The organism is Kitasatospora sp. NPDC018058, assembly GCF_044327205.1.
In the GTDB taxonomy this organism is placed as follows: domain Bacteria; phylum Actinomycetota; class Actinomycetes; order Streptomycetales; family Streptomycetaceae; genus Kitasatospora.
Map to the genome: position 1 here is coordinate 66,143 of NZ_JBIRFA010000004.1, position 26,041 is coordinate 92,183.

The window sequence follows — 26,041 nt, forward strand, 5'->3', positions numbered from 1 at the left end:
CCCGGAAGGAGCTCTCGGCGGCGCACCTCAGGAGCTGATGTCGATGAGCACACCGTGGGAGGTGGCGGCGGTGACGGCGAGGATCGCCAGCGAGGCGATGCCGAGCGCCAGGCCGAGGACGGCGCGGCCGCGGCGGCTGGTGCCGCGGACCAGGGCCAGGGTGGCGAGGGTGATGGCGATCGGGCCCAGGACGATGTTGAAGAGCAGCAGGCCCGGGAGGCCGAGGAGGAAGGAGGCGATGGCCAGGTTGTCGGCCTCGGTGGTGCCCTGACGGCCGGTGGCGGCCCGGTCGGCTGCGTTGTCGACGGCGCGGGTGGCAGCGGTGCGGGTGGCGGCGGCGCGGGTGGTGATGGCGCCTTCGGTGACGGTGCTCATGGCGTGGCGGGTCCTCTCAGCGGGAGTGGACGGGTCGGCTGGGGTGGCCGGAGCGGCCGGGTCAGCGGTGTCGCAGGCGGGCGATGCCCTCACGGGCGCCGAAGGCGAGCAGCCAGGCGGCGATCGCGGCGGCGGCGGTGAGGAAGGCCGGGAGGGGCAGGTGGGCGGCGGTGCCGATCAGGACGCCCATGGCGACCAGGGCGGAGAACAGGATCACGGCTGGCTCCTTCAGCTGCGGGTGCGGCTGCGCCGGTTTCGGCCGCATTTCGACTGTGTTTCGGTTGACAAGTGTTCACCGAGTTCGGGTCCCAATGTACGCCCGGCTGGCCAAGTTCGGCAAACGACTGTTTACTGAATGGCGTGAGTCACACCGTAGGGGTCAGACAGGCCCAGAAGCAGCAGAGTCGGCGAGCCTTGCTGGATGCGGGGCTGCACCTGCTGGCCGATCAGAACCTGGCGAGCCTGGGTGTCCGCGAGGTCACCCGCGAGGCCGGACTGTCCCCGGCCGCCTTCTACCGGCACTTCCCGGACCTCGCCGCCCTCGGCGTCGCGCTGGTCGAGGAGTCGCTGGCCAGCCTGCACGTCATGATCCGCTCGGTGCTCGCCGAGGCCGGCGGCGCCGAGGAGCTGATCGACCGGGCGGTGGACGTGATCCAGCGGCACGTTCGTGAACACCGGTCACATGTGCGCTTCCTGGCACGCGAGCGGCACGGCGGGGTCCGGCCGGTGCGCGAGGCGATCGACGCCGAACTCGGGCGCTTCGCCGTCGAGGTGGGGTCCGCCCTGGCGCTCCAGCCGGTCTCGCGGGGGTGGAGCGAGCGGGACCTGCGGATGCTCGCCGAGTTGTACGTGGACCACATGGTGTCGACGGCCTCCGCGTTCCTGGAGGCCCAGGAGGCCGACCCCACCCGGGAGCGGCGGATCGCCGCCACCGCCCGGCTCCAGTTGCGCCTGATCAGCCTCGGTCGGCGCCATTGGCAGGGGAGTTGACCGTGCGGGTCGGCCGGAACCCCTGACGGCGCCCGACCACGTGCCCTAGTGTGCCGAATGGCCACTCCGTGAGGGCGGACCCCTTGACATGTCGTCATGTCCACGACAATTTTGGGGGACCCCCACACCGAGAGGTCTCTCATGAAGAAGCCACTCATAGGCATGCTCACCGCGGTCCTGGTCGCCGGAGCCACCGCACTGACCGGGGCCGTCCCGGCCCAGGCCGCCGGCGCCGTGACCACCAAGGCCGCCCGGGCCTTCGACGCCGTCGACTTCAGTGGCACGGTCGCGCTCAGCAACTGCTCGGGCTCGCTGGTCCGGATGCCCGGCTCGACCGGCAGCGACCCGGGACTCGTGCTCACCAACGGCCACTGTCTGGAGACCGGCATGCCGGGCCCCGGTCAGGTGATCGTCGATCAGCCGTCCAGTCGCACCTTCACCCTGCTCGACGGCTCCGCCGGTGAGGTCGCCACGCTGACCGCCACCAAGGTGGTCTACAGCGCGATGACCGACACCGACGTGACGATCTACCAGCTCGACTCCAGCTATGACTCGATCCAGGCCCAGACCGGGATCGCCCCGCTGACCGTCTCCGCCGACCATCCTGTCCAGGGCACCGACATCCGGGTGGTCTCCGGCTACTGGAAGCGGATCTACTCCTGCTCGATCGACGGCTTCGCCTACCAGCTCAAGGAAGCCGACTGGACGATGAAGGACTCGGTCCGCTACACCTCGGGCTGCAACGTGATCGGCGGCACCTCCGGCTCGCCGGTCGTCGACGCGAACACCGGCCAGGTCGTCGCCGTCAACAACACGATCAACGAGAACGGCGAGTCCTGCACGCTCGACAACCCGTGCGAGGTCGACCAGTCCGGTGCGGTGACGGTCCATCAGGGCATCGGCTACGCCCAGGAGACCTACATCATCCCGAGCTGCTTCGCCGCCGGGAACCGCCTCGACCTCACCCTCCCGGGCTGCACCCTGGCCCGCCCGTAGGCCCACCCGGAGCCCCGCTTCGCAAGTCCCGACCCGACCGTAAGACCTGTCCCGACCGTAAGCCCTGACCCGCCCGCACCGCACCCCATCAGCGGGCGACCGCCCGAGCAGTCGACGGAACCGAGGCGACCCCACTGACCAGCACCTTCCCCCGATGGGCCACCCGCGACCAGCGGGTGGCCCATTCGGCCGTCCATGAGGCGGCCGCCGCACCACCCGCACCGCAGAGTTGTGCCGACGAGGCAGCTGTCATGTCCGTTGATCCGATGGAGAGTTGATGACCGCCAAGCTGAGAAGACTGCTGGTTTCCGTCCTGCTGATACCGATGTTCGCGATCGGCGGCCTGGCCACCCCGGCCTCCGCCGCCGGTGGCCAGGGCGCGGGGACCTCCGAGACGGCCGGGGCCGCCCACGGGCGCAGCCCGGCCGACGACCCGAACGCCGACATCAAGGACCGGCTGGCGGCGATCCCCGGGGTGACCATCACCGAGGAGAAGCCGACCACCACCGGCCACCGCTACCTCTTGGCCACCTACACCCAGCCGATCGACCACTTCCGCCCCTGGCTGGGCACCTTCCAGCAGCGTTTCAGCGTGCTGCACCGCGGCTACGACCGCCCGACCGTCTTCTACACCAACGGGTACACGCTGGGCACCAACCCGTCCCGTACCGAGCCGACCCGGCTGGTGGACGGCAACCAGGTCTCCATCGAGTACCGCTTCTTCACCCCCTCGCGCCCCGAGCCGGCCGACTGGTCCAAGGCCGGCATCCGCCAGCAGGCTGCCGATTCGCACAAGCTGGTGACCGCGCTGAAGCGGATCTACCAGCAGGAGTGGCTCTCCACCGGCGCCAGCAAGGGGGGCATGTCCTCCACCTTCTACCGCCGGTTCTACCCGGACGACGTGGCGGGCACCATTGCCTATGTCGCGCCGAACAACACCGACATCAACGACTACTCGGCCTACACCGAGTTCTTCCGCACCGTCGGTACCACGGAGTGCCGCGCCAAGCTGAACGCCGCCCAGCGTGAGCTGCTGGTGCGCCGCGACCGCCTGGAGCCCCGCTACATCGCCGACAACAAGGCGGCGGGTTCCACCTTCAACACCCTCGGCACCCCGGACCGCGCCTACGAGGCCGGTGTGCTCGACGTGGTCTGGGCGTTCTGGCAGTACAGCCTGGAGTCGGACTGCGCCAAGGTCCCGGTGGCCGCCACCGCGACCGACGACGAGCTGTACGCGTGGTACGACTCGCAGTCGGGCATCACCGGCAACAGCGACCAGTCGCTGGCGAAGTACACCGCGTACTACTACCAGGCCGCCACCGAACTCGGCGCGCCGTTCTTCGACGTCGCTTACCTGCAGGACCAGCTGCACTACGACTACAAGGAGCTCTACTCGGCCCGCTCCTACGTGCCGAAGGAGATCCCGACCGTCTTCAACCCGTACGCGATGCCGGACATCGACCGCTGGGTGAAGCGCGAGGGCGAGCGGATCATGTTCGTCTACGGCGGCAACGACCCGTGGGGCGCCAAGCCGTTCCGCCTCGGTCAGGGTAGTGACGACAGCTACGTCTACAGCGTGCCCGGCGGCAACCACGGCTCCAACATCAGCAAGCTGCCGGCCGAGCAGTCGGCGGAGGCCACCGCCAAGGTGCTGGAGTGGGCCGGCCTGGGCGACCAGGAAGCCGCCCGCTCGCTGGCCAAGTCGCCGCAGTCGGTCCCGGCCTTCGGCCCGCTCGACGTCGAGGGCCAGCGGCTGGAGCAGGAGCGCCGCCCGCTGTAACTCCCAGTAGCGAACCAGCAGGACCAGCGGGACCAGCACGACCCGCAGGACCAGCAGGACCAGGAACACCAGGAGGCCGTCCCGCCCGGGGCGGCCTCCTGCCGTATCCCGTATCCCGTATCCGGCCCCGTATCCCGTATCCGGCATCCCCGGTGTCCCCGCCCCCGGACCCCGCGCCGACCCCCTCCCCGAAGCAGTGAATCAGTGCTTCAATGCTTCCATGGCCTACCGACGCACCCCCGCCGTGCAAGCCCGCCTGGACGCCCAGCGCGAGGCGGTACTGCAGTCGGCGGTCGGTCTGCTCGCCGAGCGCGGCTACGGCGGCTGCACCATGGCCGCCGTGGCGGACCGTGCCGGGATCGCCACCGGCAGCCTCTACCAGCACTTCGCCAACAAGGCGGAGCTGTCGGTGCAGCTGTTCCGCCGGGTGGTCACCCGCGAGATCGAGGCGGTGAACGCCGCCGTCGCCCGCCGGGACACCCCGCAGCAGCGGATCGCCGCCGTGGTCGAGACCTTCGCCGCCCGCGCCCTGCGCGCGCCCCGGCTGGCGTACGCGCTGCTGGTCGAGCCGGCCGACACGGTGGTGGACGGCGAGCGCCTGGTCTTCCGGCGGGCGTTCCGGGACGTGATCGCCACCGAGATCGCCGCCGCCGTGGCGAGCGGCGAACTCCCCGAACAGGACCCGGTGCTGACCGCCGCCGCCCTGGTCGGCGCGGTCGGCGAGGCCCTGGCCGGCCCGCTCGCCGCTGCGCCGATCGAAAGCGCCGGGCCCGAACACAGCGACAGGACCACGGTGGTCCCCGCCCTGGTCTCCTTCACCCTGCGTGCCCTGGGAGGACGCGATGACAGCGACGCATGAGGTCACCAACCAGGTGCCCCTGCCGTACGGACACGACACCGCCGCCGACCCGACCCTGCTCGCCGCCCTGGACCGGGCCGGCGCCGGCTGGGCCGAGCCCGAGCTGCGCGAGCTCGGCCGTCTGGCGGGCTCCGAGCAGGCCGCCGAGTGGGCCCGGCTGGCCAACGAGAACCCGCCCGTGCTGCGCACCCACGACCGCTTCGGCCACCGGATCGACGAGGTCGAGTTCCATCCGCACTGGCACGAGTTGATGCGCACCGCCGTCTCGTACGGTCTGCACGCCGCGCCCTGGCGGGAGGAGCGTCCCGGCGCCCACTCCGCCCGCGCCGCCAAGTTCTACGTGTGGGGCCAGGTCGAGGCCGGTCACACCTGCCCGATCTCGATGACCTACGCCGCCGTCCCGGCCCTGCGCCAGAACGCCTCCCTGGCCGCCGAGTTGGAGCCACTGCTGGCCGCCACCGAGTACGACTACGGGCTGCGCGAGCCGCGCACCAAGCGCGGGCTGATCGCCGGCATGTCGATGACCGAGAAGCAGGGCGGCTCGGACGTCCGCGCCAACACCACCACCGCCACCCCGCACGCCGACGGCACCTACCGGCTCACCGGTCACAAGTGGTTCACCTCGGCGCCGATGTCCGACCTCTTCCTGACGCTCGCCCAGGCGCCCGGCGGGCTCAGCTGCTTCATGCTGCCGCGCATCCTCCCGGACGGCAGCCGCAACCGGCTGCACCTGATGCGGCTCAAGGACAAGCTCGGCAACAAGTCCAACGCCTCCGCCGAGTTGGAGTATGACGGCGCGGTCGGCTGGCTGGTCGGCGAGGAGGGCCGGGGCGTGCCGACCATCATCGAGATGGTCAACATGACCCGCCTGGACTGCACCGTCGGAGCCGCCTCCGGCATGCGCTACGGCACCACCCGGGCCGTTCACCACGCCCTGCACCGGCGGGCGTTCGGCAAGGCGCTGGTCGACCAGCCGCTGATGCGCAATGTGCTGGCCGATCTGGTGGTGGAGTCCGAGGCCGCCACCGTGGTCGCGATGCGGCTCGCCCAGGCCACCGACCTCGCCCTGGCCGGGGACGAAACCGAGTCGCTGGTGCGGCGGTTGGGTCTGGCGGTGGCCAAGTACTGGGTGTGCAAGCGCGGCCCGGTGCACTCCGCCGAGGCGCTGGAGTGCCTGGGCGGCAACGGCTACGTCGAGGAGTCCGGGATGCCCCGGCTCTACCGCGAGGCGCCGCTGGTGTCGATCTGGGAGGGCTCCGGCAACGTCGCCGCCCTGGACGCGCTGCGTGCCATGGCCAAGCGCCCGGAGACGGTCGAGGCCTTCCTCGGCGAACTCGACGCCGCCGCCGGCGCGGACCGCCGACTGGACGCGGCGGTCGCCGAACTGCGCAAGCAGCTCAGCGACGTGACCGACCTGGAGTTCCGCACCCGGCGGCTGGTCGAGTCGATGGCGCTGGCCTTCCAGGGCTCGCTGCTGGTCCGGTACGGCAGCCCGGCGGTGGCCGACGCCTTCTGCGCCACCCGCCTGGGCGGCGACCACGGTGCCGCCTTCGGCACCCTGCCGCCCGGCGTCGACGCCGGTGGGATCATCGACCGGGCCCGCCCGGTGCCCGCGTGACCGATCGAGAAGCCACCGCCGTACGGGAGTTCTGGCAGGCATTGGGCCTGCCCGGGCTGATCGACGTGCACACCCACTTCATGCCGAAGAACGTCCTCGACAAGGTGTGGGCGTACTTCGACGCGGCCGGCCCGCTGGTGAACCGCCCCTGGCCGATCACCTACCGCGAGGCCGAGGAGCAGCGGGTCCAGCGGCTACGGGAGTTCGGTGTCCGGGCGTTCACCTCGATGCTCTACCCGCACAAGCCGGGCATGGCCGCCTGGTTGAACGCCTGGGCCGCCGACTTCGCCGCCCGCACCCCGGACTGCCTGCACACCGCGACCTTCTTCCCCGAGCCCGGGGCGGCCGGGTACGTGGCGCGGGCGGTCGAGGACGGCGCCCGGGTGTTCAAGGCGCACCTCCAGGTCGGCGGCTACCACCCGGCGGACCGGCGACTGGACGAGGTCTGGGGGCTGCTCGCCGACACCGGCACCCCGGTGGTCACCCACTGCGGATCCGGGCCGGTGCCGGGCGAGTTCACCGGCCCCGGCCCGATCGGCGAGGTACTGGAGCGGCACCCCGGACTGGTCCTGGTGGTCGCGCACCTCGGCATGTCCGAGTACCGCGACTTCCTCGACCTGGCCGAGCGCCACCCGGCAGTCCGGCTGGACACCACCATGGCGTTCACGGACTTCGCCGAGGCCGACGCCCCGTTCCCGCGTGACGAGCTGCCGCGCCTGCGCGGGCTGCGGGAGCGCGTCCTGCTCGGCAGCGACTTCCCCAACATCCCGTACCGGTACGTCCACCAGCTGGAGGCACTGGCCGGGCTGGGGCTGGGGGAGGAGTGGCTGCGGGCGGTCTGCCACGACAACGCGGCCGCCCTGTTCAAGCTCAGCTGACCGAACGCAGCACCCCCAGCGCGTCCGCGTGCAGCCCGGGCGCGGCGGCGAGGAAGCCGTCGGAGTCGGCCGTCCAGGCCGCCCCGGCGGCGTCCGTCACCGCCGCGCCCGCCTCGCTCGCGATCAGCGCGCCGGGCAGCAGGTTGCCCGCGTCCGCGCCGTACTGCCAGAACAGCGCCAGATGCCCGGAGCCGACCTGGGCCACCTGGAGCGCGGTCGGGCCGAGGTTGCGCACCGCCAGTGCCGCGCCCGCCATCGCGGACAGCGACTCGCCCGCCCGGCGCAGTGCCACCGGGTCGTCGGCCACCCGGGGCGGCTGGCTGGTGGCGGCGACGGTGACCGCCAACTCCCGCTCCAGCGGGGCGATCGGCCGCCCGTCCAGCTGCGCCCCGCCACCCAGCACCGCCCGGTACGTCCGGCCGCCGGCGTGCTCGGGCGCGTGTACCACGGCCAGCACCGCTGCTCCGTCCCGCACCAGCGTCGCCGTCACCGCCCAGTGCGGCTGGCCCAGCAGGTACTGCACCGCGCCGTCGGTCGCGTCGCACAACCACCACTCGCCCTCGCCGGGCACCGAGCCGTCCAGCTCCTCCGGGGCCCAGCCGGCCTGCGGGCGCAGCGCGGTCAGTCGCTCGCGCAGCTCGGTGGCGGCCGAGCCGTCCAGCTCCGCGAAGGCGGCCATCGCCTCCGCCACCGTCCGTCCCGGGGTCGGCTGGTCCGGCCGACGCGCCGCCAGCTTCCCGCCGACCTCGCGCACCGCGGCCTCCACACCCTCCGCCAGCGTCCACAGCTCGTCCGTCACGGCGACTCCTCCGTTCCCGGGCCGGTTCGCTCCGGCCGCCCAGGACAAGGAGTACCGTCAAGCCTGCCGAACGGGACGCTCCAAGGACCGTGAATGACGGAGATCAGACACCATGGACCTCGAAACGACCGATCCGGACATCGTGTTGGACAGCCTCGATCGCCGCCTGGTCTGCGCGCTCCAGCTGGACGGACGGGCCGAGCCCGGCCGGATCGCCGAGGTGCTGGGCGTCTCCGCCCGGACGGTCACCCGCCGGCTCGGCCGGATGCGGCAGGCCGGGGTACTGCGGGTGGTCCGGATGCCCGATGTGGAGGACGCCGCCGTGGGCGCGCTGCTGCTGCGGGTCCGGGTGCTGCGCGGCCGGGTGGACGCGATCGCCCGGGCGCTGGCCGACCGCCCCGACATCCCCTTCGTCGACGTGATGCTCGGCGGCCACGAGATCGGCGCGGTCATGCTGGGTGACGCCGGCTCCCGGGACCGCCTGCTGTACGGGCAGCTGCCCGCGACCGGCGCCGTCACCGAGACCACCACCCACGCCGTGCTGCACGCCTTCGCCGACGCCGGGCAGTGGCAGGCCGGCTATCTGACCGAGCAGGAGGTGGCCGCCCTCGCCCGGCCCGTCCCGCCGCGCCCCACCGCACCCCCGCCGCTGGACGAGCTCGACCGCGCGCTGCTGGAACGGCTGGGCGAGGACGCCCGGCAGTCCCACGCCGTGCTGGCCGGGGCGGTCGGCGCGCCCGAGTCGACCGTCCGGCGCAGGCTGCACCGGTTGGACGGGGTCGGGCTGCTGCGCACCCACGCGACCGTGGACCCGCGGCTGCTCGGCATGGCCGTGGACGCCAACCTCTGGTTGGACGTCCCGCCCGGCCGGCTCGCCGAGGTCGGCACCGAGCTGGCCCGCCACCCGCAGGTGCACGGCGTCTTCGCCACCAGCGGTCCGACCAACCTGCTGGCCGTGATCTTCTGCCCGGATCACGGCGGCCTCTACCGGTTCCTCACCGACACCCTCGGCCCGCTCGGTGTCACCCGCGCCGAGACCACCATCACCGCCCGCGCGGTGAAGCGGGCGGGCGTGCCGATCCGGCAACGGCCGTGAGCCGAGGGGGCCTGACGTAGGAGGCCGAGGCCCTTACCCGCGAGGCCGCCGCCCTTACCCGCGAGATATCGGGATCCCGGCCCAGGCCGCCGTGGTGGCCCGGTTCGCCGTGTTCCGGCTCACCGCCCTGCGGCGGAACGGCAGCCGCATCTGAGGCATCAATGCTCCGGTCCCACCACGGACTGCAGGAAGCGGACCGTCTCCGCGTCGGCCGGCAGGAAGGTCTCCATGGCCAGCTCGGAGACGGTCACGTCCAGTGGGGTGTTGAAGGTCGCGATGGTGGACAGGAAGGACAGCACCCGCCCGTCGTGCCGGATCCGCAGCGGCAGCGCGAACGGGCGGCCGTCCTCGACGGCGCCCCCGGTCGGGTCGTCGGCCGCCTCGGGGTAGCCGCTGACCTCCTCGTACAGCTGCCGCAGCGGCTCGGCGTGGACCAGTTCCAGCTGCCGTTCCATCCGCTCCAGCAGATGCCGCCGCCACTGCCGGAGGTTGACGATGCGTGGCGCCAGCCCGTCCGGGTGCAGGGTGGCCCGGATCGCGTTGAACGGCGGTCGGAGCAGCTGCGGGGCGACACCGTCCAGCAGCACGGCGAGCGAGCGGTTGGCCGCCAGCACCCGGAAGGTCCCGTCGACCACCACCGCCGGGTACGGGTCGTGGGCGGCGAGCAGCCGCTCGATGCCGCCGCGCAGCGCGTCCATCCTCGGGTCGTCCAGCGGCGTTTCGGGGTAGTGCGGGGCGTAACCGGCCGCCAGTAGCAGGGTGTTGCGCTCGCGCACCGGGACGTCCAGCTGTGCGGCCAGCCGCAGCACCAGTTCGCGGCTCGGGCGGGAGCGGCCGTTCTCGACGAAGCTGAGGTGCCGGGCCGAGGAGTCCGCCCGCAGCGCCAGTTGCAGTTGGCTCAGCTGTCGTCGTTCCCGCCAACCGCGCAGCAACGGGCCGACTCCGGTCCCCGTCGGGCTGCCCATGCCCGCCATGATCGTCATGGCCAAGGACGGTACTCGAACCGACCCGGCGGCGGGAGGGGGGCAGGGCGGACCGGACCGCGCGGGGCCGGTCAGGCTCCGGTGGTCGACCCCGGACGGATGATCATCAGCACCACGACCACGGCCCACAGCAGGTTGAACACCCCGGCCGTCATCGGCAGCATCCGCAGGCCGCTGACGGCCTTGGTGTGCTGCTCGTCCTTCGGGTCGAGGCCGAGCGCGTCCACGGCGGCCTGCTGGCCGGGCAGCACGAAGAGCAGCAGCGAGAGCGCGGCGATTGCGGTGAGCACCATCGAGGCGATCATCCAGGACTGCCCGAGCACGTCCATCACCTGCGCCAGGCCGATGCCCAGCACCGGCACCGCGACGCCGAGCAGCGCGTAGACCTGGGTGATCCGGTGCAGGACGCGCAGCACGCCCGCGTCCGAGGCCTGGTCCGGCCCGCCGGCCAGGGCGGCCTTCGCCCGGCGCGGGAACATGCTGACGGCCACCGCGACCGGGCCTATGAACAGGACCGACGCGAGGACGTGCAGGCTCAGGAGGAACTTGGCCATGGCGGGGCACCCTTTGATCCGGTGGGCAGCTGGGTCGGCGGGCGCGCGTCGTCGGCGCGCCCACGACCAGGCACGCTAACACCGCTTATCCGGTGGCCCCGCGCTCGGGTGCCCCGGCGGCTAACCGGCCGCCGCCAGGTCCACGATGGTCGGCGCGGCGGTGCTGACCGCCGCGACGGCGGCGCCGTGCTCCGGGTCCGCCCAGTCGAGCAGGTGCAGGTCCTGGTACCGGCTGCGCAGCGGGGCGCCGGGCGGGACGTCCAGTGGCAGGGCGGAGAGGTCGATCTGCCCGAGGGTGTCCAGGGTGGCCCGCCCGATCTTGATCAGTGACTCCTTGCGCACCCACTGCCGCAGGAAGGCCGGGTTCGGCTCCGGCGCCGCCTCGACCAGCGCCAGCTCGGCCGGGGCGAGCACCCGCCGGGCGACCGTGCGCAGCGAGCCGCCCCGGGCGGCCAGCTCGACGTCCACCCCGACCGGCTGGTGGGCGGCGCCGGCCGCGACCACGCCCCGGGTGTGGGACAGGCTCACGTGCACTCCGGGGTGGTCCGGCAGATAGGGCCTGCCGTGGTCGGCGAGGCCGCAGTCCGGGCACTCCTGGGCGAGCGTCAGCTCGGCCGCCGGGACGCCGAGCAGCCGGGCGGCGCAGAGCCGGACCAGGACGTGTCCGGCGGTGAAGTCGATCCGCCCGGACTCGTGCCGGAACCGTTCGGCGCGCGCCCGCTCGATGTCGGTGAGCAGGTGCTCGCCCGCCTCGGGGTGCCGCAGTACGGTGTCGGCGGACGCGACGGCGACGAGCGGCGCGCTCTGGTCCTGGGCCTCGGTGGTCATGCCGTCCAACCTAGTCGGGTCGGCGGCCGGACGTGGTGCGCGGGCCGGGCGGGGCCAGAGGCGGGCCGCCAGGGTCAGTGCTTCGGCGGGTAGTCCGCGAGCCCCGAGGCGAGCAGGCCGAAGGCCCGGTCCACCACCGCCTCGACCCGGGCGCGCACCGCCTCGATCGGCTCTCCGGCGACCATCGCCCGGCGGATCTCGGCGAGCACCGCGCGATGGGCCCCGGCCACGGCGCCGGCCACCACCCGGGGGAGCGGGTCATCCTCCCCGGCCTCCGACTCCCCGGCCTCCGACTCCCCGGCCCCTGACTCCCGGGCCCCCGACTCCTCGGCCAGGACGGCTGCCAGCGCGGCCTCGGCGCGCTCGGCGGCATCCCGGACGTCCGCCGGGCGCTGGTCGAGGGCGTCATCGCGGCCAAGGAGGAGGCGCTGGCCTGCGGTTACGACCGGCTGGCGGTCGGCTTCAACGCGGTGCCGTCCTTCGGCGCCGCCGCCGACACCTTCTGGGGCGAGCTCGGCGAGCTCGCCGACGACCGCTTCCACCGCGCCCTGGACTACGTCGGCGTGGACTTCTTCCCGGACGTCTTCTGGTCCGTCCCCTCCGGCCAACTCGCCGACGCCGTACGGGCGGTGCTCACCGGCTTCCGCGTCGACGCGCTGCCCCGGGCCGGGATCGGGTCGGCCGTCCCGCCGCGGATCTGCGAGAACGGCTGGCCCACCGGCCCCGGGCGGAGCGAGGCGCGGCAGGCCCAGGTGGTCGAGGAGGTGGTCCGAGCGGTCGCCGGGGTGGCCGCCGAACTCACCGTCGTCGGCTACACCTTCTTCGCCCTGCGGGACGCCGACAGCGCGGGCCCCGGACTGTTCCACCGCTTCGGCCTGCTGCGCGACGACTACACGCGCAAGCCGGCCTTCGACGTCTACCGCAAGCTCGTCGCGGAGTTGGCGGTCGGGTAGCTCAGTGGGTCTCGAAGAACCGGTCCACCGTGCGCCGTTCGGCGGCGATCGAGTGGACCGGTTCGCCGACCACCCGGCCGGCCAGGGTGACGGCCAGCCCGCCGACGTCCCGTCGGAGCCGGGTGGCCGCCTCGGCCCGGTCGGCGGCGATCCGGGCGCGCCCGGTCGCGAGCAGCAGGTCGCGGTCGCGGAGGCCCTCGGCGCGGGCCGCCGCGATCGCCGCCGTGCCCCGCTCGGCGTACTCCTGTCGGATCCGGGCCGCCTCGTGCCGGGCCGCGCCGATCTCCCGCAGCGCGGCGTCCCGGGTGGCCTCGGCCTCGGCGCGGACGGCCTCCGCGCGTTCGGCGCGGCCCTCGGTCGCGTCCCACCGCTGGGCCCGGACCCGTTCGACGCGCGGGAGCAGGTGGAAGCCGAGTGCCCACGTCAACAGGAAGAACTGGGCCAGGCCGAGGGCCAGCATGGAGGGATCGGGCTTGAGCGGGCCGAGTTCGATGTTCACGCACAACCTCCCCGTGTTCTGGCGGACGGTCAAAACGGAGGTTTCCCTGGTGCGATGACGGTCGAACTCGCACTCGACCATGACCTGCGTCACTTCACGCGCCCCGCGGTGTCACCCGCCCGCGGCCCTGGTTTGCGGCTACGTCACCTCGCCCCGGCGGGAGAAGCGCTCCTCCTGCCACTCGCCGCTCGCCAGCACCTCGGCCAGCTGCCGGGCCGCGTCCCAGACCTCGGTGTACGAGAGGTAGAGCGGGGTGAAGCCGAAGCGCATCAGGTCCGGCGCGCGGAAGTCCCCGATCACCCCGCGCGCGATCAGCGCCTGCACCACCGGGTACCCGTCGGCGTGCCGCAGCGCCACCTGGCTGCCGCGCCGGGCGTGCTCGCGCGGGGTCGCCACCTCGACCCCGTCCAGGCCCTCGACCAGCGAGATGAACAGGTCGGTCAGCGCCAGGCTCTTGGCCCGGACCGCCGCCAGGTCCGCCCGCTCCCAGACGTCCAGCGAGGCGCCCAGCGCGGCCTGGCCGAGCAGCGAGGGCGAGCTGGTCAGGAACCGGCCGACGCCCGGCTTGGGGTCGTACCCGGGCTCGAAGGCGAACGGGCGGGCGTGCCCGAACCAGCCGCTCAGCGGCTGCCGCGGACCGGCCGCCAGGTGCCGCTCGGCGACGTACAGGAAGGCCGGCGAGCCGGGGCCGCCGTTCAGGTACTTGTAGGTGCAGCCGATCGCGAAGTCCGCGTTCGCGGCGGTGAGTTCGACCGGCAGCGCGCCCACCGAGTGGCACACGTCCCAGATCATCAGGGCGCCTGCGGCCTGGACCCGGGCGGTGATCCCGGGCATGTCCAGCAGCTCGCCGGTGCGGTAGTCCACGTGCGAGAGGACCACCGCGGCGACGTCCCCGTCCAGGTGCCCGTCCAGCTCCTCCGGGCGGATCAGCAGGCTGCGCCCGCCCTCGACCAGGCCGGTCATGCCCTCGGCGATGTACAGGTCGGTCGGGAAGGCCTCGGCGTCGCCGAGTACCGTGCGCCGCCCGGGGCGCAGCGTGAGCGCCGCCGAGAGCACCTTGAACAGGTTCACCGAGGTGGTGTCGCAGACGACCACTTCCGCCGGATCGGCCCCGATCAGCGGCGCGATCCGCTGCCCCAGCCGGTACGGCTGCTCGAACCAGCCGGCGTCGTTCCAGCTGCGGATCAGCTCCCGGCCCCACTCCTCCTCGACGACCTGCCGCACCCGCTCCGGCGTGCGCACCGGCAGCGCGCCCAGCGAGTTGCCGTCCAGGTAGATCACCCCGTCCGGCAGGGCGAACTCCTTGCGGAACGCCGCCAGCGGGTCGACGGCGTCCAGCGCCGCGCACTCCTCGCGCGTGATCATGCCCATTCCCTCGGTCCCCTCGCTTCCGACCGGTTCCGTCACCGCTCTGCCGCCTGCCACTGTTCCGTCGCCCGTCACCGCGCCGTCGCCCGTCACAGCTCGTCCCGGATCGTCCACAGCTCCGGGAAGACGTCCTGCTCGGCCGACTTGCGCAGCCAGGTCAGCCCGCTGGAGCCGCCCGAGCCGGGCTTGCCGCCCATCGTCCGCTTGACCGCGGTCAGGTGGCGCTGGCGCCATCGGGTGACCCGCTCCGCCACGTCCAGCAGCGCCTCGCCGAGCGGCTGCAGGGCGGCGAACTCCGGGTCGGTGTAGACCCGGCGCCAGGCCGCCGCGACCTCCTCGGACGGCTGGTAGCGCTGCTCGGAGGGCTCCGGGCGCGCCATCAGGCCGCGCCGGGCCAGCAGCGCCAGCACCTCGTCGTACAGGCTGGGGGAGCGCAGCGCCTCGGCCAGCTCGGCCCGGGTCTGCGGCATCTCGCCGTACATGTTCAGCAGTGCGGCGTTCTTGTTGCCGAGCATGAACTCCAGGTGCAGGAAGGCCGCGGACTGGAAGCCGGAGGCCTCGCCGAACAGCGAGCGGAAGGAGTTGAACTCCTGGGGGGTCATGGTGGCCAGCAGGTCCCAGGACTCCACCAGCACGTCCTGCGCGTGGGTGCCGCGGCGCAGCGCGGCCAGCGCGGCGGTCAGGTCGTCCTCGTACAGCGCCTGCCGGGCCTGCGTCCACTCGTGCCGCAGCAAGTCGAAGAGCAGCTCCATCACCTGCGTGGTGACGATGAACGACAGCTCGGCCGGCTCCTTGCTGCGCGGCTGCTGCAGGCTGTGCAGCTCCTCCAGACGCGCGTACTGCGCGTACGGGGTGCCCCGACCCGGCTCGCCGCCCCGACCGAACGACAGGTTGGGTGTCTCCACCGTGTCGTGCCCCATCCCGATCCCTCCTGATCCGTCCGGGCCTGGTTGCCCGGGGCCGGCGGAGCGGACGGACGTCCTGGTTCCGCCGGGGAGCCCATTGTGCGGCGCCATGGCCCCCCGCTTGAATGGCCGATGAGCACCGCAACCGCGTTTCGGGCTGTCGTTCGCGAGGTGTTCGGTCGATCTGCTTTATGAATGAAAAACCGCTGATCACAACCGCTTTTCAGGAGTCGCCATGGATGCCGTCGACCGCCGCCTGCTGGCCGAGCTCCAGGCGGACGCCAGGCTCTCGTACAACGAACTCTCCCGCCGGGTGAGCCTGTCCGCACCCGCGGTGGCCGAACGGGTCCGCCGCCTGGAGGCCGACGGGGTGATCAGCGGCTACCACGCCCATGTCGACCTCACCCGGGCCGGGCTGCCGATCACCGCGCTGGTCCAGATCCAGTGCTACGGTCCGCGCTGCGTGCTGCGCGACCCCGAGGTGGAGACCTGGCCGGAGGTGCTCCAGCTGCACCGGGTGACCGGCGGCGCCTGCTGCGTGCTGCTGGTCGCGGTGTCCACGATGGCCGAGTTCGAGGCGCTCTGCGACCGGCTCGGCGGCTACGGCCAGCCGTCCAGCTCGATGATCCTCTCCAGCCCGGTGCCCTGGCGGCCGGTGGAGCTGCGGTAGGGCGTGCCCCGGCGTCGCGGATCCGGCGAAGATCCGCAGGGCCCGCGCTGTCCCCGGGCGGGGGCGGTGGCGGCTGGCCTTGACGTGAACGTCAAGGAGTAGGTTCCTCGGCATGCCGAACGAGCGCCACATCCTGCTGCTGCCCGGGAGCCTGCGGGCCGGCTCCTCCAACGAGAGCGTGCTGCGCACCGCCGCCGCCGTGGCCGGCGCCCTGCCGGGCGTCCGGACCACGTACTACGCCGGGCTGGCCGGGCTGCCGCACTTCAACCCGGACCACGACACCGACCCGCTGCCGGAGCCGGTGAGCGCGCTGCGGGCCGCGATCGGGGCCGCCGACGCGCTGCTGGTCTGCACCCCGGAGTACGCCGGGACGCTGCCGGGCTCGTTCAAGAACCTGCTGGACTGGACGGTCGGCGGGGTCGAGATCTCCGACAAGCCGACCGGCTGGATCAACTGCGCCGCCCCCGGCCGTGGCCAGGGCGCCGAGGCCGCCCTCCGTACCGTGCTCGGCTACACCGGCGCGGCCGTGGTGGACGAGGCCTGCGCGCGGATCCCGCTGGAGCGTTCGGCGGTCGGCCCGGACGGGCTGGTCGCCGACCCGTCGGCGCGCGAGCGGATCGGGGCGGTGCTGGCCCGGCTGGCGGCGGGCTGACCCGCACGGGCGGCCGGGCGGGCGGAGGCCCGGTACGCCCGGAGGCCCGGCCCGCCCGGAGGGGACTCCTGTGTGCCCGCGTCGGGGAGGAAGCCCCGCCACCGGTCGATCCATTCCTCACCGCCGGTGAATTCGCCCGGATGGCGGTCCCGACTCGAACGGGTGCGCGCTCTCGGGTGCCATGGAGGTACGACCACTCCTTGGCGGAAACGAGGATGCGACATGTGCCTGAACCGTAAGGACCTGGGCCTGCTGGCCCTGCGCAGTGCGGTCGGTGGGGTGCTGATCGCGCACGGCACCCAGAAGCTGTTCGGCTGGTTCGGCGGTGGCGGCCTGGAGGGCACCACCAAGGCCATGGACCACATGGGCTTCCATCCGGCCCGGGAGAGCGCCATCGCGGCGGGCCTCGGCGAGGCGGGCGGCGGCGCGCTGCTGGTGGCCGGGCTGGCCACCCCGGCGGCCGGCGCGGTGGTGGCCGGGACGATGGCCGGTGCGGTGGCGGTGCACGCCCCGGCGGGCTTCTTCGCGATGTCCGGCGGCTACGAGTACCCGGCCTTCCTCGGCGCGACCGGGCTGGCGATCGGCCTGGCCGGGCCCGGGCGGTACTCGCTGGACCACCTGACCGGGCACGTCTTCGACCGGCCGTGGACGGGCGTGCTGGCCTTCGCGGCGAGCGCGGCCGGCGCGTACGGGGTGGTGGCGCGGCGTCGGCACGTGGTGCGGCTGCGCGAGGAGCGGGCGGCGGTGGAGGCGGACGAGCAGGAGGGCTCCGGGCTGTCCTGAGGCGCGGGCTGTCCTGAGGTTCTCGGCGCGCCCTCGTCACCCGGAGGACGCACCCCTGCTGGCGGCGGGTCCCGGGCGCTCGGAAGGTGGGCGGGGAGGTGTGCCGGGCAGCCCGGCGCCGGGCAGAAACGAGGACCCGCATGGACCGCCAGCCGCTCACCCGAGCCACCCCCGGGCCGCGCGTCACCGCGCGGCCCCAGGAGCCGCTGGGCAACCGTCATCGCCGATCCGTGGCAGGGGTGTCGGCCGCAGTCGTGGTCGGCGCGGTGGCGCTGGCGGGTTGCTCCTCCGGCACGAGCGCGAGCAGCGCGGCCTCCCAGGCGGCGAGCGCGGTGCAGAAGGCCGCGAGCGCCGCCGTTTCCGCCGCCTCGGCGCTGGCCTCGGCGGCGGGCGGGGCGGGGGCCGCGATCGCCTCGGCTCAGGCCCAGGCCTCGGCGGCGGTCTCGGCCGCCTCCTCGGCGGTCGCCGGGATCAAGGGCGGGCTGGACGCCAAGGGGGACGTGACGGTCGGGGCGGTGACCACCGGGACGGACGGCAAGACGCTGGCGCAGCTGACCGTCACCAACCACGGTCAGCAGTCGTACCGGTACGTGATCCAGGTGAACTTCACCGACGAGAACGGCAAGCTGCTGGACGCGACCGCGGTGACCGTCCCGGACGTCGCGGTCGGCCAGAGTGTCCAGGCCACCGCGCGCAGCAACCTGAGCCTCTCCGGCACGGTCAAGGCCGAGGCGGCGAACGCGGTCCGCTTCTGAAGTCCGTGCCCGGAGCGGGGGGTTGAACCTTAAGCGCGGCTCAAGGGCCGACGGCACCCCTTGACGGGGGAGTTGGTCTAGTCCATTTTTATTGCCCAGGTGCAGGGAGCCCCTGATCCGGCGTCACCGGCCTCGCGCCGGGGGCGCCGGTTCGGCGCATCCCGGCGCCCGTCACGGCCTGATCCCGCTCGATTCCCCACCCCGACCTGTCATGTCCCGGTCGTCCGGCCCCACCCCGGACGTGCGACCCCACCGGGACGACGGCATCCCCCACGACCAGGAGTCACGCACCCATGCTGCGCTCACGCATTGAAAGGGCCGGGGCCCCGGCTCCGGGCGGCGCCCGCCGGCGGCGCCCGAAGAGCCTGGCCGCCGTCGCGGCCGGCACCACCGCGTCCCTGCTGCTCGGCGCGGGCCTCGCGCTGTCCGGCGGCGGCGCGGCCGACGCCGCGACCACCAACACCACCGGTGCACCCGCCACCAGTGGCGGCATCAAGGTCGCCTACTTCGACCAGTGGTCGATCTACGCGAACGCGTACTACCCCAAGACGATCCAGGACACCGGCGCGGCCGGGAAGCTGGACTACCTGATCTACGACTTCGCCAACATCCACCCGACCGACCTGGGTTGTTTCGAGGCCACCAAGGCCGCCGACACGAACGACGACAACCCCGACGCGGGTGACGGTGCGGGCGACGCGTTCGCCGACTACCAGAAGAGCTTCGGCGCGGACATCTCGGTCGACGGCGTCGGCGACGTCTGGAACCAGCCGATCGCGGGCAACTTCAACCAGCTGAAGAAGCTGAAGGCGAAGAACCCCAACCTCAAGGTCCTGATCTCGCTGGGCGGTTGGACCTACTCCAAGTACTTCTCGCAGGCCGCCGCGACCGACGCCTCGCGCAAGCACCTGGTGTCGTCCTGCCTCGACATGTTCATCAAGGGCAACCTCCCGACCGACGCCGGCTACGGCGGCCCGGGCTCGGCGGCCGGCATCTTCGACGGCGTCGACATCGACTGGGAGTACCCGGGCGGCGGCGGCCACACCGGCAACATCTCCAGCCCGGCCGACAAGCAGAACTTCACCCTGCTGCTGCAGGAGTTCCGCAACCAGCTGGACGCCCGGGGCAAGGCCGACAACAGGACCTACGCCCTGTCGGCGGCGGTCGGCGCCGGCCAGGACAAGATCATGAACGTCGAGACCGACAAGATCGGGCAGTACCTGACCTTCCTCGACGTCATGACCTACGACATGCACGGCGGCTGGGACGCCCAGGGCCCGACCAACCACCAGGCCCCGCTCTACTCCGGCCCGAACGACCCGATGACCCCGGCCAAGCCGGGCCACGGCAAGTACTCGATCGACAACGCCGTCAAGGCGTGGACGGTCGGCGACCCGGACTACGGCATCCCCGGCGGCTTCCCCGCCAGCAAGATCAACATGGGTGTGCCGTTCTACTACCGCGGCTGGAGCGGTGTCCAGAACAACGGCAGGAACGGCCTCTTCCAGCCCGCCGCCGGCCCGGCCGCCGGTGCGGCGATGTCCGGCAACGTCCCCGGCATCCGGATGTACAAGGAACTGGGCGGCTTCGTCGACAACCCGTCCAGGACCTTCTGGGACGACGACGCCAAGGCCACCTACTTCTACGACGGCAACACCTTCTGGAGCGGTGAGGACGCCCGGTCCATCCAGGCCAAGCTGGACTACGCGCACTGCAACGGTCTCGGCGGCTCCTTCGCCTTCTCGATGTACGACCTGGGCGCCAACACCACCCTGTTCGACAAGATGGTGAGCGCCACCAACGGCTCCGCCGCCGCCTGCCCGGCCCCGCCGACCGGCACGCCGTCGCCGACCCGGACCCCGACCGGCACCCCCACCGGCACGCCGACGGGCACCCCGACCGGTACGCCCACCGGGACCCCGACCGGCACCCCGACCTCGCCGGCCTCCTGCCCGGCCGCCCCGAGCTGGGACCCCGACACCACCTACGCGGCCGGTGGCACCAAGGTCTCGTGGAAGGGCCACTACTACACCAACAAGTGGTGGACCAAGGGCGAGGACCCGACCCTGAGCGGCCAGTGGGGCGTCTGGGCCGACAACGGTCCCTGCTGAGCGGCTGACCGCGCGAGGGCCCGACGGACCTCGCCGCACCCGAACGAAACGCCATGAGTCCGGCCCGCCGGGGGAGTGTCCCCGGCGGGCCGGACTCCGTCCGCTCTCAGGCCAGGTCGGCGGTGCGCCCGAGCGCGTCCGGCTGGCTCTGCTCGATCCGCCGCAGCATCCGGGCCAGCAGGGTGGAGAGCGCGGCGCGCTCCTCGCTCGCGACGTCCTGCAGCAGCTCCTCCTCGAACACCGCCGCCATCCGCATCGACTCCAGCCACTTGTCGCGGCCGTTCTCGGTCAGCTCGATGATCACCCGCACCCGGTTGGACTCGTCCCGCTCCCGGGTGACCAGGTCCTCGGCGACCATCCGGTCGATCCGGTGGGTCATCGCGGCCGGGGTGAGCCCCAGCCGCTTGGCCAGCTCGCCGGGCCCCAGTCGGTACGGGCTGCCCGCCACCACCAGCGCCTTCAGCACCTCCCACTCCGCGGAGGTGATTCCGAGCACAGTCAGCTGCCGGTCGTACGCCACGCCCATCCGCCGGGCGACCCGGGACAGGGTCTGCACGATCGTCTCCACCTGAGGGTCCACGGTGGGGAATTCCCGCTGGTAGAGGGCCACCTGCTCGGCGATGCCGAGCTCCAGGGGGGTGGCCGGCAGGGGCTTGTCGGAAGCCGGCGCCGGCTTGTCCGTAGTCATGCCGACAGTGTCGCACGCGGACGTGCATCTCTTAAGCCTTTGACTCCACAGTCTTCCGGTGCTAAGACTTTATCTCGTCAAACTTTAGCTCTGAAATCTTCTGGCCTTAAGAGTTCAACTCGAGAGTCCAGTCGAACCAGGAAGGGATGTGCACGGTGACCGGCACGGTGAAGCAGCAGAGGCAGCAGCGACGTGGGGCGGGCGGCCCGCTGCGCCGCGTCCAGATCGGCAACGCGCTCAGTGCGTTCGGCAGCGGGTTCACGATGCCGTACATGTTCGTGTACGTGGACCAGGTGCGCGGGCTGGGCTCGCTGGCGGCCGGGATGGTGTTCACCGTCTTCGCGCTGGCAGCACTCGCCGTCCTCCCGTTCACCGGGCGCGGCATCGACAAGTACGGTCCCCGTCCGGTCCTGCTGGCGGGCGCCGCGCTCGCCGCCACCGGCGCGTTCGCCTTCGGTCACGCCACCGACACCCCGGCCCTGCTGGTGTCGTCCTTCCTGTTCGGCGCGGGTGTCACCACCTGCCAGCCGGCGCTCGCCACGATGATCGTCCGCTGCTCGACGGCGGCGACCCGCTCGCACGCCTTCGCGCTGCAGTTCACCCTGGTCAACCTGGGCATGGGCATCGGCGCGCTGGTCGGCGGGCAGATCGTCGACATCGCCGACCCGGCCAGCCTCACCCGGCTGTTCACCATCGAGGCGGCGACCTTCATCGGCCTGGCCCTGGTCACCGGCACCGCCCGGATGCCCAAGGTCCAGCTGAGCGTCGTCCAGCAGAAGACCGACGGTCCGACCGGCCTGCGCGCCCTGTTCGCCGACACGGCGATGGTGCGGCTCTGCGTCCTCGCCGGGCTGATCTTCTTCACCTGCTACGGCCAGTTCGAGTCCGGTGTCGCGGCGTTCGCCACCGACACGGTCGGCACCGCGCCCTCCACCTTGGGCTTCGCGATCGGCGCCAACGCGCTGACCATCGTGGTCCTGCAGATGTTCATGGTGCGGATCACCGCGCGCCGCCGCCGCACCACCGCGATGGCTGCGGCCGGCCTGGTCTGGCTCGGCGCCTGGGCGATGGCCCTGGTGGCCGGTCTGATCCGGACCGAAACCATGGCCGCCACGGTCGCGATCGTCTCGATCTACGCCCTGTTCGGCGTCGGCGAGTCGCTGCTCGCGCCCACCATGGGCCCGATCGTCGCGGACCTCGCCCCGGCCCGGCTGCTCGGCACCTACAACGCCGGGTACGCCCTGGTGAAGCAGATCGCCGTCGCGGTCGGCCCGGCCGTCGGCGTGCTGCTGGTCGGCTCCGGTACCTGGCCGCTCTACCTGGCGGCCATGGCGGGCTCGACGCTGCTGGTCGTCCTGCTGGCGCTGCGGCTGCGCCCGTACCTCACGGCGGAGCAGGACAACGCGGCCCCGGCCGTGGTCCGGACCCCGGCCCCGGTCCGGGAGCTGCAGACCGCCGCGTGACAGAGCGCGCGACAGCGGGCGCGCAACGGTGTTCGCGACGGGCGCCGACTGGCTCACCTGGTCGGTGCCCGTCGCGCTTGGCTTCCCGGGCACCGCCACATAGTGTCAGTGGCTGTTGACCGCCCGGCCCGGCCCGGGCAGCAGACCCGGGCCCGGAGCAGCATCCGGCGGGCCCCGCAGACAGGCGATCGGCGAAGGCAATGACGCAAGCGGCGCTCACGCACCCCCCGGCGGCCCCGGCCCCCGCCGACCCCGCACCGGCCCCGGCCGGGCTGCTCCGCTGGGCGGCCGACCGCTCCGGCTGGCTCGGCCCGATCGCCGTCGCGCTCTTCGCCGGCCTGCTGCGGTTCTGGAACCTCGGCTACCCCAACGCCTTCGTCTTCGACGAGACGTACTACCCCAAGGACGCCTGGTCGCTGCTCCAGCAGGGTTACGAGGGCACCTGGCCCGACCACGCCAACACCGACATCCTGGCCGTCCCGCAATCCATCCCGCTCGGCTCCGCGCCCGAGTTCATCGCCCACCCGCCACTCGGCAAATGGGTGATGGCGATCGGCGAGCAGCTGTTCGGCCTGCACCCCTTCGGCTGGCGGTTCATGACCGCCCTGCTGGGCACCGTCACCGTGCTGATGCTGGCCCGGATCGGCCGCCGGCTCTTCGGCTCCACCCTGATCGGCTGCACCGCCGCCCTGCTGATGTCCGTGGACGGCCTGCAGCTGGTGATGAGCCGGGTCGGCCTGCTCGACGGCATCCAGATGTTCTTCGTGCTGGCCTCCTTCGGAGCCCTGCTGGTCGACCGCGACCACGCCCGCGCCGAACTGGCCGCCGTGACCGACGCCGACCGGGCCGGGCTCGGCCTGCGCCCCTGGCGGACCGCCGCCGGCGTGTTCATCGGCGCCGCCTGCGCGGTCAAGTGGAACGGCGCCCCGATCCTCGCTGCCTTCGGCATCCTGACCGTGCTGTGGGACCAGAGCGGCCGCCGCGGCGCCGGCGCCCGCCACCCCTGGCGCTCCATGCTGCGCCGGGACGCCGTGCCCGCCTTCCTCGCCATGGTCGGCTCCGCCCTGGTGGTGTACGTCGGCGCCTGGAGCGGCTGGCTGGCCAGCGGCGCGGGCGGCGACGGCGGCTACGACCGGCACTGGGCGGACGGCCGCGCCGGGCTCTCCCCGGACCACTTCCTCGGCATCCCGCTGCCGCAGCTCCCGATGAGCTGGGTGCCCGCTCCGCTGCGCAGCCTGTGGCACTACCACTCGCAGATGTACGACTTCAACACCGGGCTGAGCACCCCGCACACCTATCAGTCCAACCCCTTCGCCTGGCTGGTCGACGGCCGCCCGGTCTCCATGTACTGGGAGCAGATCCCCAACGGCACCCGCGGCTGCACCTCCTCCGGCGGCTGCGCGGCGCAGATCCTGGGCCTGGGCACCCCGTTCCTGTGGTGGGCGGCCTGCTTCGCGCTGGTCTACCTGCTGTGGCGCTGGTTCTTCCGCCGGGACTGGCGCTCGGGCGCCGTGCTGTGCGCGGTGGCCGGGATCTACCTGCCCTGGTTCCAGTACCAGGAGCGGACGATCTTCTCCTTCTACATGGTCGTGCTGGTGCCGTTCCTGTGCCTGGCCGTCGCCCAGATGCTGGGCGCGATCCTCGGCCCGGTCGGCAGCAGCCCCGAGCGCCGCCGGTACGGGGCGATCGGCGCCGGACTGATCGTGCTCGCGATCGTCGGCTGCTTCGCCTTCTTCTACCCGCTGTACACGGCGGAGGTGATCCCGATGTCGTCCTGGCAGGACCGGATGTGGTTCACCAGCTGGATCTGATGGCGTTTTCCGCCTCCGGTGGGCAGTTGCTGCCGGTCACGCCGGTACTCGGGGTGGTCACCGCGGTGCTGCTGCTGGCCGCGGTGGCGGTGGCCGGGCGGGGCATGCTCGGCCACGGGCACGCGGTGGCGCGGGCCGGGCTGCGGGCGGCCGTCCAGCTGGCCGCCGTCGCCGCGGTGATCACCTGGGTGGTCGGCTCGCTCTGGTGGTCGGCGCTGTTCGTGCTGCTGATGTTCGCGGTCGCGGTGCGCACCGCCGGACGGCGGATGACCCCGGGCCCCGGCTGGGTCTGGGCGGCCGCCCCGATCGGCGCCGGGGTGCTGCCGGTGCTCGCCCTGCTGCTGGGCGTCGGACTGCTGCCGCCCAAGGGCCTGTCGGTGATCCCGGTCGCGGGCATCCTGATCGGCGGCGCGCTCACCGCCACCTCGCTGGCCGGGCGGCGGGCCCTGGACGAGCTGCGGCAGCGGCGAGGAGAGGTGGAGGCGGCGCTGGCGCTCGGCTTCGAGGAGCGGGACGCCCGGTTGGAGATCTGCCGTACGGCGGCCGCGACCTCGCTGGTCCCGGCGCTGGACCAGACCCGTACGGTCGGGCTGGTCACGCTGCCGGGAGCCTTCGTCGGCATGCTGATCGGCGGCGCCTCGCCCGTTCAGGCGGGGGCGGTGCAGCTGTTCGTGCTGATCGGGCTGCTGGCGGTGGAGTCGACGGCGATCGTGGTGGTGCTGGAGCTGGTCGGGCGGGGGCTGGTGACGGCGGTCGACGGCGTCGGACAGGCCTGATGACGGCGTCGGGTAGGCTGGAGCACGTTGAAGGGGAGTAGCCCTCCACCGGACCGTCGACATACTGGCCCCCACGGGCCCGGCGCCCGGGGCACCTGAACCATCCGATCCGGTCAGTCCGCTGATCCGGACGGGCGGTGCCGGCGAGACCTTCGGCCGCAGTGCTGTGACCATTCCAGTGCTGTCGGGCCGAAGCGACCCCTGACGGAGCTGCGGAGGCCGGACAGCCCGACCGAGGGATTCCTCCGATGAGTTTGACCGTTGCCGCGTTGACGTTCGGCATCATCTTCCTGGCCGAGCTGCCGGACAAGACGGCGCTGGCCAGCCTGGTGCTCGGCACCAAGTACCGCGCGAGCTACGTGTTCGCGGGCATCGCCGCGGCCTTCGCCCTCCAGGTGGGCCTGGCCCTGGTCGCCGGGCACCTGCTCTCGCTGCTGCCGCACCGCTGGGTGGAGGGCGTCACCGGCCTGCTGTTCCTGGTCGGCGCGGCGATGCTGCTGTTCCACGGCGGTGAGGACGACGACGAGCACTCGGCCAAGGAGCCGTCCTCGAACAGCTTCTGGAAGGTGGCCGGGGCCAGCTTCGTGGTCGTCGCGGTCGCCGAGTTCGGTGACCTGACCCAGATCATGACCGCCAACCTGGCCGCCAAGTACGCCGATCCGCTGGCCGTCGGCATCGGCTCCTGGCTGGCGCTCTGCGCGGTCGGCGGGATCGCCATCGTGGGCGGGCAGAAGCTGCTCAAGTACGTGCCGATGAAGCTGATCATCCGGGTGGCGGCGGCGATCATGGTGGTGCTGGCGGGCGTCAGCATCTTCGGGGCGATCACGGGCTGACGTCCTGGGCCGGCCGTC

The 26,041-nt window shown here is 72.8% G+C and carries 28 protein-coding genes; 17 read left to right on the top strand and 11 right to left on the bottom strand.

What is annotated here, in order from left to right:
* Nucleotides 1-27 precede the first annotated feature (27 nt).
* Together ACH4E7_RS07115 and ACH4E7_RS07120 are read right to left on the bottom strand one after the other, a co-directional pair.
* Nucleotides 28-375: a DUF4190 domain-containing protein gene (locus ACH4E7_RS07115; RefSeq protein ID WP_396247987.1), complete on the bottom strand. Its 348-nt coding sequence runs from the start codon at nucleotides 373-375 to the stop codon at nucleotides 28-30.
* Nucleotides 376-436: 61 nt separating this feature from the next.
* Entirely contained in the window at nucleotides 437-592 is a 156-nt protein-coding gene (locus tag ACH4E7_RS07120) for a hypothetical protein (RefSeq protein ID WP_355673998.1), read from the bottom strand.
* Between the two features lie 143 nt (nucleotides 593-735).
* Here ACH4E7_RS07120 and ACH4E7_RS07125 point away from each other — a divergent pair, with 143 nt between their 5' ends.
* From ACH4E7_RS07125 to ACH4E7_RS07150, 6 genes are all read left to right on the top strand, one after another.
* Complete coding sequence (locus ACH4E7_RS07125; protein ID WP_396247988.1) at nucleotides 736-1,365, top strand: TetR family transcriptional regulator; 630 nt, start codon at nucleotides 736-738, stop codon at nucleotides 1,363-1,365.
* Nucleotides 1,366-1,506: 141 nt separating this feature from the next.
* The gene (locus tag ACH4E7_RS07130; protein ID WP_396247989.1) at nucleotides 1,507-2,361 is read left to right on the top strand and encodes a trypsin-like serine peptidase; all 855 of its coding nucleotides are present in this window, start codon (nucleotides 1,507-1,509) and stop codon (nucleotides 2,359-2,361) included.
* 277 nt (nucleotides 2,362-2,638) lie between these two features.
* Entirely contained in the window at nucleotides 2,639-4,141 is a 1,503-nt protein-coding gene (locus ACH4E7_RS07135) for a S28 family serine protease (protein ID WP_396247990.1), read from the top strand.
* Between the two features lie 220 nt (nucleotides 4,142-4,361).
* Complete coding sequence (locus ACH4E7_RS07140; protein ID WP_396247991.1) at nucleotides 4,362-5,000, top strand: TetR/AcrR family transcriptional regulator; 639 nt, start codon at nucleotides 4,362-4,364, stop codon at nucleotides 4,998-5,000.
* The gene (locus ACH4E7_RS07145) at nucleotides 4,984-6,618 is read left to right on the top strand and encodes an acyl-CoA dehydrogenase family protein (protein WP_396247992.1); all 1,635 of its coding nucleotides are present in this window, start codon (nucleotides 4,984-4,986) and stop codon (nucleotides 6,616-6,618) included. Before ACH4E7_RS07140 ends, ACH4E7_RS07145 begins: the two co-directional genes overlap by 17 nt.
* Nucleotides 6,615-7,496 (top strand): amidohydrolase family protein, encoded by an 882-nt coding sequence (locus ACH4E7_RS07150; RefSeq protein WP_396247993.1) that lies wholly within the window; start codon nucleotides 6,615-6,617, stop codon nucleotides 7,494-7,496. The genes ACH4E7_RS07145 and ACH4E7_RS07150 overlap by 4 nt, the downstream gene beginning before the upstream one ends.
* Here ACH4E7_RS07150 and ACH4E7_RS07155 read toward each other — a convergent pair.
* Nucleotides 7,489-8,295, bottom strand: coding sequence for an inositol monophosphatase family protein (locus ACH4E7_RS07155; protein WP_396247994.1), 807 nt, complete (start codon nucleotides 8,293-8,295; stop codon nucleotides 7,489-7,491). The genes ACH4E7_RS07150 and ACH4E7_RS07155 overlap by 8 nt on opposite strands.
* Before the next feature lie 112 nt (nucleotides 8,296-8,407).
* Between ACH4E7_RS07155 and ACH4E7_RS07160 the strand changes: the two genes are divergently transcribed.
* Nucleotides 8,408-9,391: an Lrp/AsnC family transcriptional regulator gene (locus ACH4E7_RS07160; protein WP_396247995.1), complete on the top strand. Its 984-nt coding sequence runs from the start codon at nucleotides 8,408-8,410 to the stop codon at nucleotides 9,389-9,391.
* 158 nt (nucleotides 9,392-9,549) lie between these two features.
* On the opposite strand, the gene ACH4E7_RS07165 is transcribed toward ACH4E7_RS07160, so the two are convergent.
* The 4 genes from ACH4E7_RS07165 to ACH4E7_RS07180 all read right to left on the bottom strand — a co-directional run bounded on the left by ACH4E7_RS07165 (nucleotide 9,550) and on the right by ACH4E7_RS07180 (nucleotide 11,986).
* Nucleotides 9,550-10,374, bottom strand: coding sequence for a helix-turn-helix domain-containing protein (locus tag ACH4E7_RS07165; RefSeq protein WP_396247996.1), 825 nt, complete (start codon nucleotides 10,372-10,374; stop codon nucleotides 9,550-9,552).
* 71 nt (nucleotides 10,375-10,445) lie between these two features.
* Nucleotides 10,446-10,928 (bottom strand): DUF2269 family protein, encoded by a 483-nt coding sequence (locus ACH4E7_RS07170; RefSeq protein ID WP_396247997.1) that lies wholly within the window; start codon nucleotides 10,926-10,928, stop codon nucleotides 10,446-10,448.
* Between the two features lie 120 nt (nucleotides 10,929-11,048).
* On the bottom strand, nucleotides 11,049-11,756 hold the full coding sequence (locus tag ACH4E7_RS07175) for a 4'-phosphopantetheinyl transferase family protein (protein WP_396247998.1): 708 nt from the start codon (nucleotides 11,754-11,756) through the stop codon (nucleotides 11,049-11,051).
* A gap of 74 nt (nucleotides 11,757-11,830) precedes the next feature.
* A complete protein-coding gene (locus ACH4E7_RS07180) occupies nucleotides 11,831-11,986 on the bottom strand; it encodes a hypothetical protein (RefSeq protein WP_396247999.1) in 156 nt (51 codons plus the stop codon).
* A 240-nt stretch (nucleotides 11,987-12,226) separates the two neighbouring features.
* On the opposite strand from ACH4E7_RS07180, the gene ACH4E7_RS07185 reads away from it, so the two are divergent.
* Nucleotides 12,227-12,709, top strand: coding sequence for a hypothetical protein (locus ACH4E7_RS07185; protein WP_396248000.1), 483 nt, complete (start codon nucleotides 12,227-12,229; stop codon nucleotides 12,707-12,709).
* A 1-nt stretch (nucleotide 12,710) separates the two neighbouring features.
* Here the strand turns inward: ACH4E7_RS07185 and ACH4E7_RS07190 are convergent, their stop codons facing one another.
* The 3 genes from ACH4E7_RS07190 to ACH4E7_RS07200 all read right to left on the bottom strand — a co-directional run bounded on the left by ACH4E7_RS07190 (nucleotide 12,711) and on the right by ACH4E7_RS07200 (nucleotide 15,496).
* The gene (locus ACH4E7_RS07190) at nucleotides 12,711-13,208 is read right to left on the bottom strand and encodes a hypothetical protein (RefSeq protein ID WP_396248001.1); all 498 of its coding nucleotides are present in this window, start codon (nucleotides 13,206-13,208) and stop codon (nucleotides 12,711-12,713) included.
* Between the two features lie 138 nt (nucleotides 13,209-13,346).
* Nucleotides 13,347-14,573: a kynureninase gene (gene kynU / locus ACH4E7_RS07195; protein ID WP_396248002.1), complete on the bottom strand. Its 1,227-nt coding sequence runs from the start codon at nucleotides 14,571-14,573 to the stop codon at nucleotides 13,347-13,349.
* A 92-nt stretch (nucleotides 14,574-14,665) separates the two neighbouring features.
* The gene (locus tag ACH4E7_RS07200) at nucleotides 14,666-15,496 is read right to left on the bottom strand and encodes a tryptophan 2,3-dioxygenase (protein ID WP_396248003.1); all 831 of its coding nucleotides are present in this window, start codon (nucleotides 15,494-15,496) and stop codon (nucleotides 14,666-14,668) included.
* Nucleotides 15,497-15,716: 220 nt separating this feature from the next.
* On the opposite strand from ACH4E7_RS07200, the gene ACH4E7_RS07205 reads away from it, so the two are divergent.
* From ACH4E7_RS07205 to ACH4E7_RS07225, 5 genes are all read left to right on the top strand, one after another.
* On the top strand, nucleotides 15,717-16,151 hold the full coding sequence (locus ACH4E7_RS07205) for an Lrp/AsnC family transcriptional regulator (RefSeq protein WP_380610665.1): 435 nt from the start codon (nucleotides 15,717-15,719) through the stop codon (nucleotides 16,149-16,151).
* Between the two features lie 112 nt (nucleotides 16,152-16,263).
* The gene (locus ACH4E7_RS07210) at nucleotides 16,264-16,803 is read left to right on the top strand and encodes an NADPH-dependent FMN reductase (protein ID WP_396248004.1); all 540 of its coding nucleotides are present in this window, start codon (nucleotides 16,264-16,266) and stop codon (nucleotides 16,801-16,803) included.
* 222 nt (nucleotides 16,804-17,025) lie between these two features.
* Nucleotides 17,026-17,586 (top strand): DoxX family protein, encoded by a 561-nt coding sequence (locus ACH4E7_RS07215; RefSeq protein ID WP_355673979.1) that lies wholly within the window; start codon nucleotides 17,026-17,028, stop codon nucleotides 17,584-17,586.
* 140 nt (nucleotides 17,587-17,726) lie between these two features.
* The gene (locus tag ACH4E7_RS07220; protein WP_396248005.1) at nucleotides 17,727-18,341 is read left to right on the top strand and encodes an FxLYD domain-containing protein; all 615 of its coding nucleotides are present in this window, start codon (nucleotides 17,727-17,729) and stop codon (nucleotides 18,339-18,341) included.
* Between the two features lie 293 nt (nucleotides 18,342-18,634).
* Complete coding sequence (locus tag ACH4E7_RS07225; RefSeq protein ID WP_396248006.1) at nucleotides 18,635-20,452, top strand: glycosyl hydrolase family 18 protein; 1,818 nt, start codon at nucleotides 18,635-18,637, stop codon at nucleotides 20,450-20,452.
* Nucleotides 20,453-20,558: 106 nt separating this feature from the next.
* Here ACH4E7_RS07225 and ACH4E7_RS07230 read toward each other — a convergent pair whose 3' ends face one another.
* Nucleotides 20,559-21,140 carry a MarR family winged helix-turn-helix transcriptional regulator gene (locus ACH4E7_RS07230; RefSeq protein WP_396248007.1) on the bottom strand — a complete coding sequence of 194 codons (582 nt, stop codon included), beginning with the start codon at nucleotides 21,138-21,140 and terminating at the stop codon, nucleotides 20,559-20,561.
* A gap of 155 nt (nucleotides 21,141-21,295) precedes the next feature.
* Between ACH4E7_RS07230 and ACH4E7_RS07235 the strand changes: the two genes are divergently transcribed.
* The 4 genes from ACH4E7_RS07235 (at nucleotide 21,296) to ACH4E7_RS07250 (ending at nucleotide 26,023) form a co-directional block, all read left to right on the top strand.
* The gene (locus ACH4E7_RS07235) at nucleotides 21,296-22,603 is read left to right on the top strand and encodes an MFS transporter (protein ID WP_396248008.1); all 1,308 of its coding nucleotides are present in this window, start codon (nucleotides 21,296-21,298) and stop codon (nucleotides 22,601-22,603) included.
* A 200-nt stretch (nucleotides 22,604-22,803) separates the two neighbouring features.
* Nucleotides 22,804-24,414: a dolichyl-phosphate-mannose--protein mannosyltransferase gene (locus tag ACH4E7_RS07240; RefSeq protein WP_396248009.1), complete on the top strand. Its 1,611-nt coding sequence runs from the start codon at nucleotides 22,804-22,806 to the stop codon at nucleotides 24,412-24,414.
* Nucleotides 24,414-25,190: an ABC transporter permease gene (locus ACH4E7_RS07245; RefSeq protein ID WP_396248010.1), complete on the top strand. Its 777-nt coding sequence runs from the start codon at nucleotides 24,414-24,416 to the stop codon at nucleotides 25,188-25,190. The genes ACH4E7_RS07240 and ACH4E7_RS07245 overlap by 1 nt, the downstream gene beginning before the upstream one ends.
* Before the next feature lie 248 nt (nucleotides 25,191-25,438).
* A complete protein-coding gene (locus tag ACH4E7_RS07250; protein WP_396248011.1) occupies nucleotides 25,439-26,023 on the top strand; it encodes a TMEM165/GDT1 family protein in 585 nt (194 codons plus the stop codon).
* The last annotated feature ends 18 nt before the right edge of the window (nucleotides 26,024-26,041 follow it).

Excerpts from the sequence above, each read along its gene's own strand:
- ACH4E7_RS07135 (WP_396247990.1), top strand. The coding sequence starts at position 2,639 with ATGACCGCCAAGCTGAGAAGACTGCTGGTTTCCGTCCTGCTGATACCG.
- ACH4E7_RS07160 (WP_396247995.1), top strand. The coding sequence starts at position 8,408 with ATGGACCTCGAAACGACCGATCCGGACATCGTGTTGGACAGCCTCGAT.
- ACH4E7_RS07170 (WP_396247997.1), bottom strand. The coding sequence starts at position 10,928 with ATGGCCAAGTTCCTCCTGAGCCTGCACGTCCTCGCGTCGGTCCTGTTC.
- ACH4E7_RS07210 (WP_396248004.1), top strand. The coding sequence starts at position 16,264 with ATGCCGAACGAGCGCCACATCCTGCTGCTGCCCGGGAGCCTGCGGGCC.
- ACH4E7_RS07220 (WP_396248005.1), top strand. The coding sequence starts at position 17,727 with ATGGACCGCCAGCCGCTCACCCGAGCCACCCCCGGGCCGCGCGTCACC.
- ACH4E7_RS07250 (WP_396248011.1), top strand. The coding sequence starts at position 25,439 with ATGAGTTTGACCGTTGCCGCGTTGACGTTCGGCATCATCTTCCTGGCC.
- ACH4E7_RS07130 (WP_396247989.1), top strand. The coding sequence starts at position 1,507 with ATGAAGAAGCCACTCATAGGCATGCTCACCGCGGTCCTGGTCGCCGGA.
- ACH4E7_RS07145 (WP_396247992.1), top strand. The coding sequence starts at position 4,984 with ATGACAGCGACGCATGAGGTCACCAACCAGGTGCCCCTGCCGTACGGA.
- ACH4E7_RS07115 (WP_396247987.1), bottom strand. The coding sequence starts at position 375 with ATGAGCACCGTCACCGAAGGCGCCATCACCACCCGCGCCGCCGCCACC.
- ACH4E7_RS07240 (WP_396248009.1), top strand. The coding sequence starts at position 22,804 with ATGACGCAAGCGGCGCTCACGCACCCCCCGGCGGCCCCGGCCCCCGCC.
- ACH4E7_RS07140 (WP_396247991.1), top strand. The coding sequence starts at position 4,362 with ATGGCCTACCGACGCACCCCCGCCGTGCAAGCCCGCCTGGACGCCCAG.
- ACH4E7_RS07225 (WP_396248006.1), top strand. The coding sequence starts at position 18,635 with ATGCTGCGCTCACGCATTGAAAGGGCCGGGGCCCCGGCTCCGGGCGGC.
- ACH4E7_RS07205 (WP_380610665.1), top strand. The coding sequence starts at position 15,717 with ATGGATGCCGTCGACCGCCGCCTGCTGGCCGAGCTCCAGGCGGACGCC.
- ACH4E7_RS07175 (WP_396247998.1), bottom strand. The coding sequence starts at position 11,756 with ATGACCACCGAGGCCCAGGACCAGAGCGCGCCGCTCGTCGCCGTCGCG.
- ACH4E7_RS07200 (WP_396248003.1), bottom strand. The coding sequence starts at position 15,496 with ATGGGGCACGACACGGTGGAGACACCCAACCTGTCGTTCGGTCGGGGC.
- ACH4E7_RS07230 (WP_396248007.1), bottom strand. The coding sequence starts at position 21,140 with ATGACTACGGACAAGCCGGCGCCGGCTTCCGACAAGCCCCTGCCGGCC.
- kynU (WP_396248002.1), bottom strand. The coding sequence starts at position 14,573 with ATGATCACGCGCGAGGAGTGCGCGGCGCTGGACGCCGTCGACCCGCTG.
- ACH4E7_RS07215 (WP_355673979.1), top strand. The coding sequence starts at position 17,026 with ATGTGCCTGAACCGTAAGGACCTGGGCCTGCTGGCCCTGCGCAGTGCG.
- ACH4E7_RS07245 (WP_396248010.1), top strand. The coding sequence starts at position 24,414 with ATGGCGTTTTCCGCCTCCGGTGGGCAGTTGCTGCCGGTCACGCCGGTA.
- ACH4E7_RS07165 (WP_396247996.1), bottom strand. The coding sequence starts at position 10,374 with ATGACGATCATGGCGGGCATGGGCAGCCCGACGGGGACCGGAGTCGGC.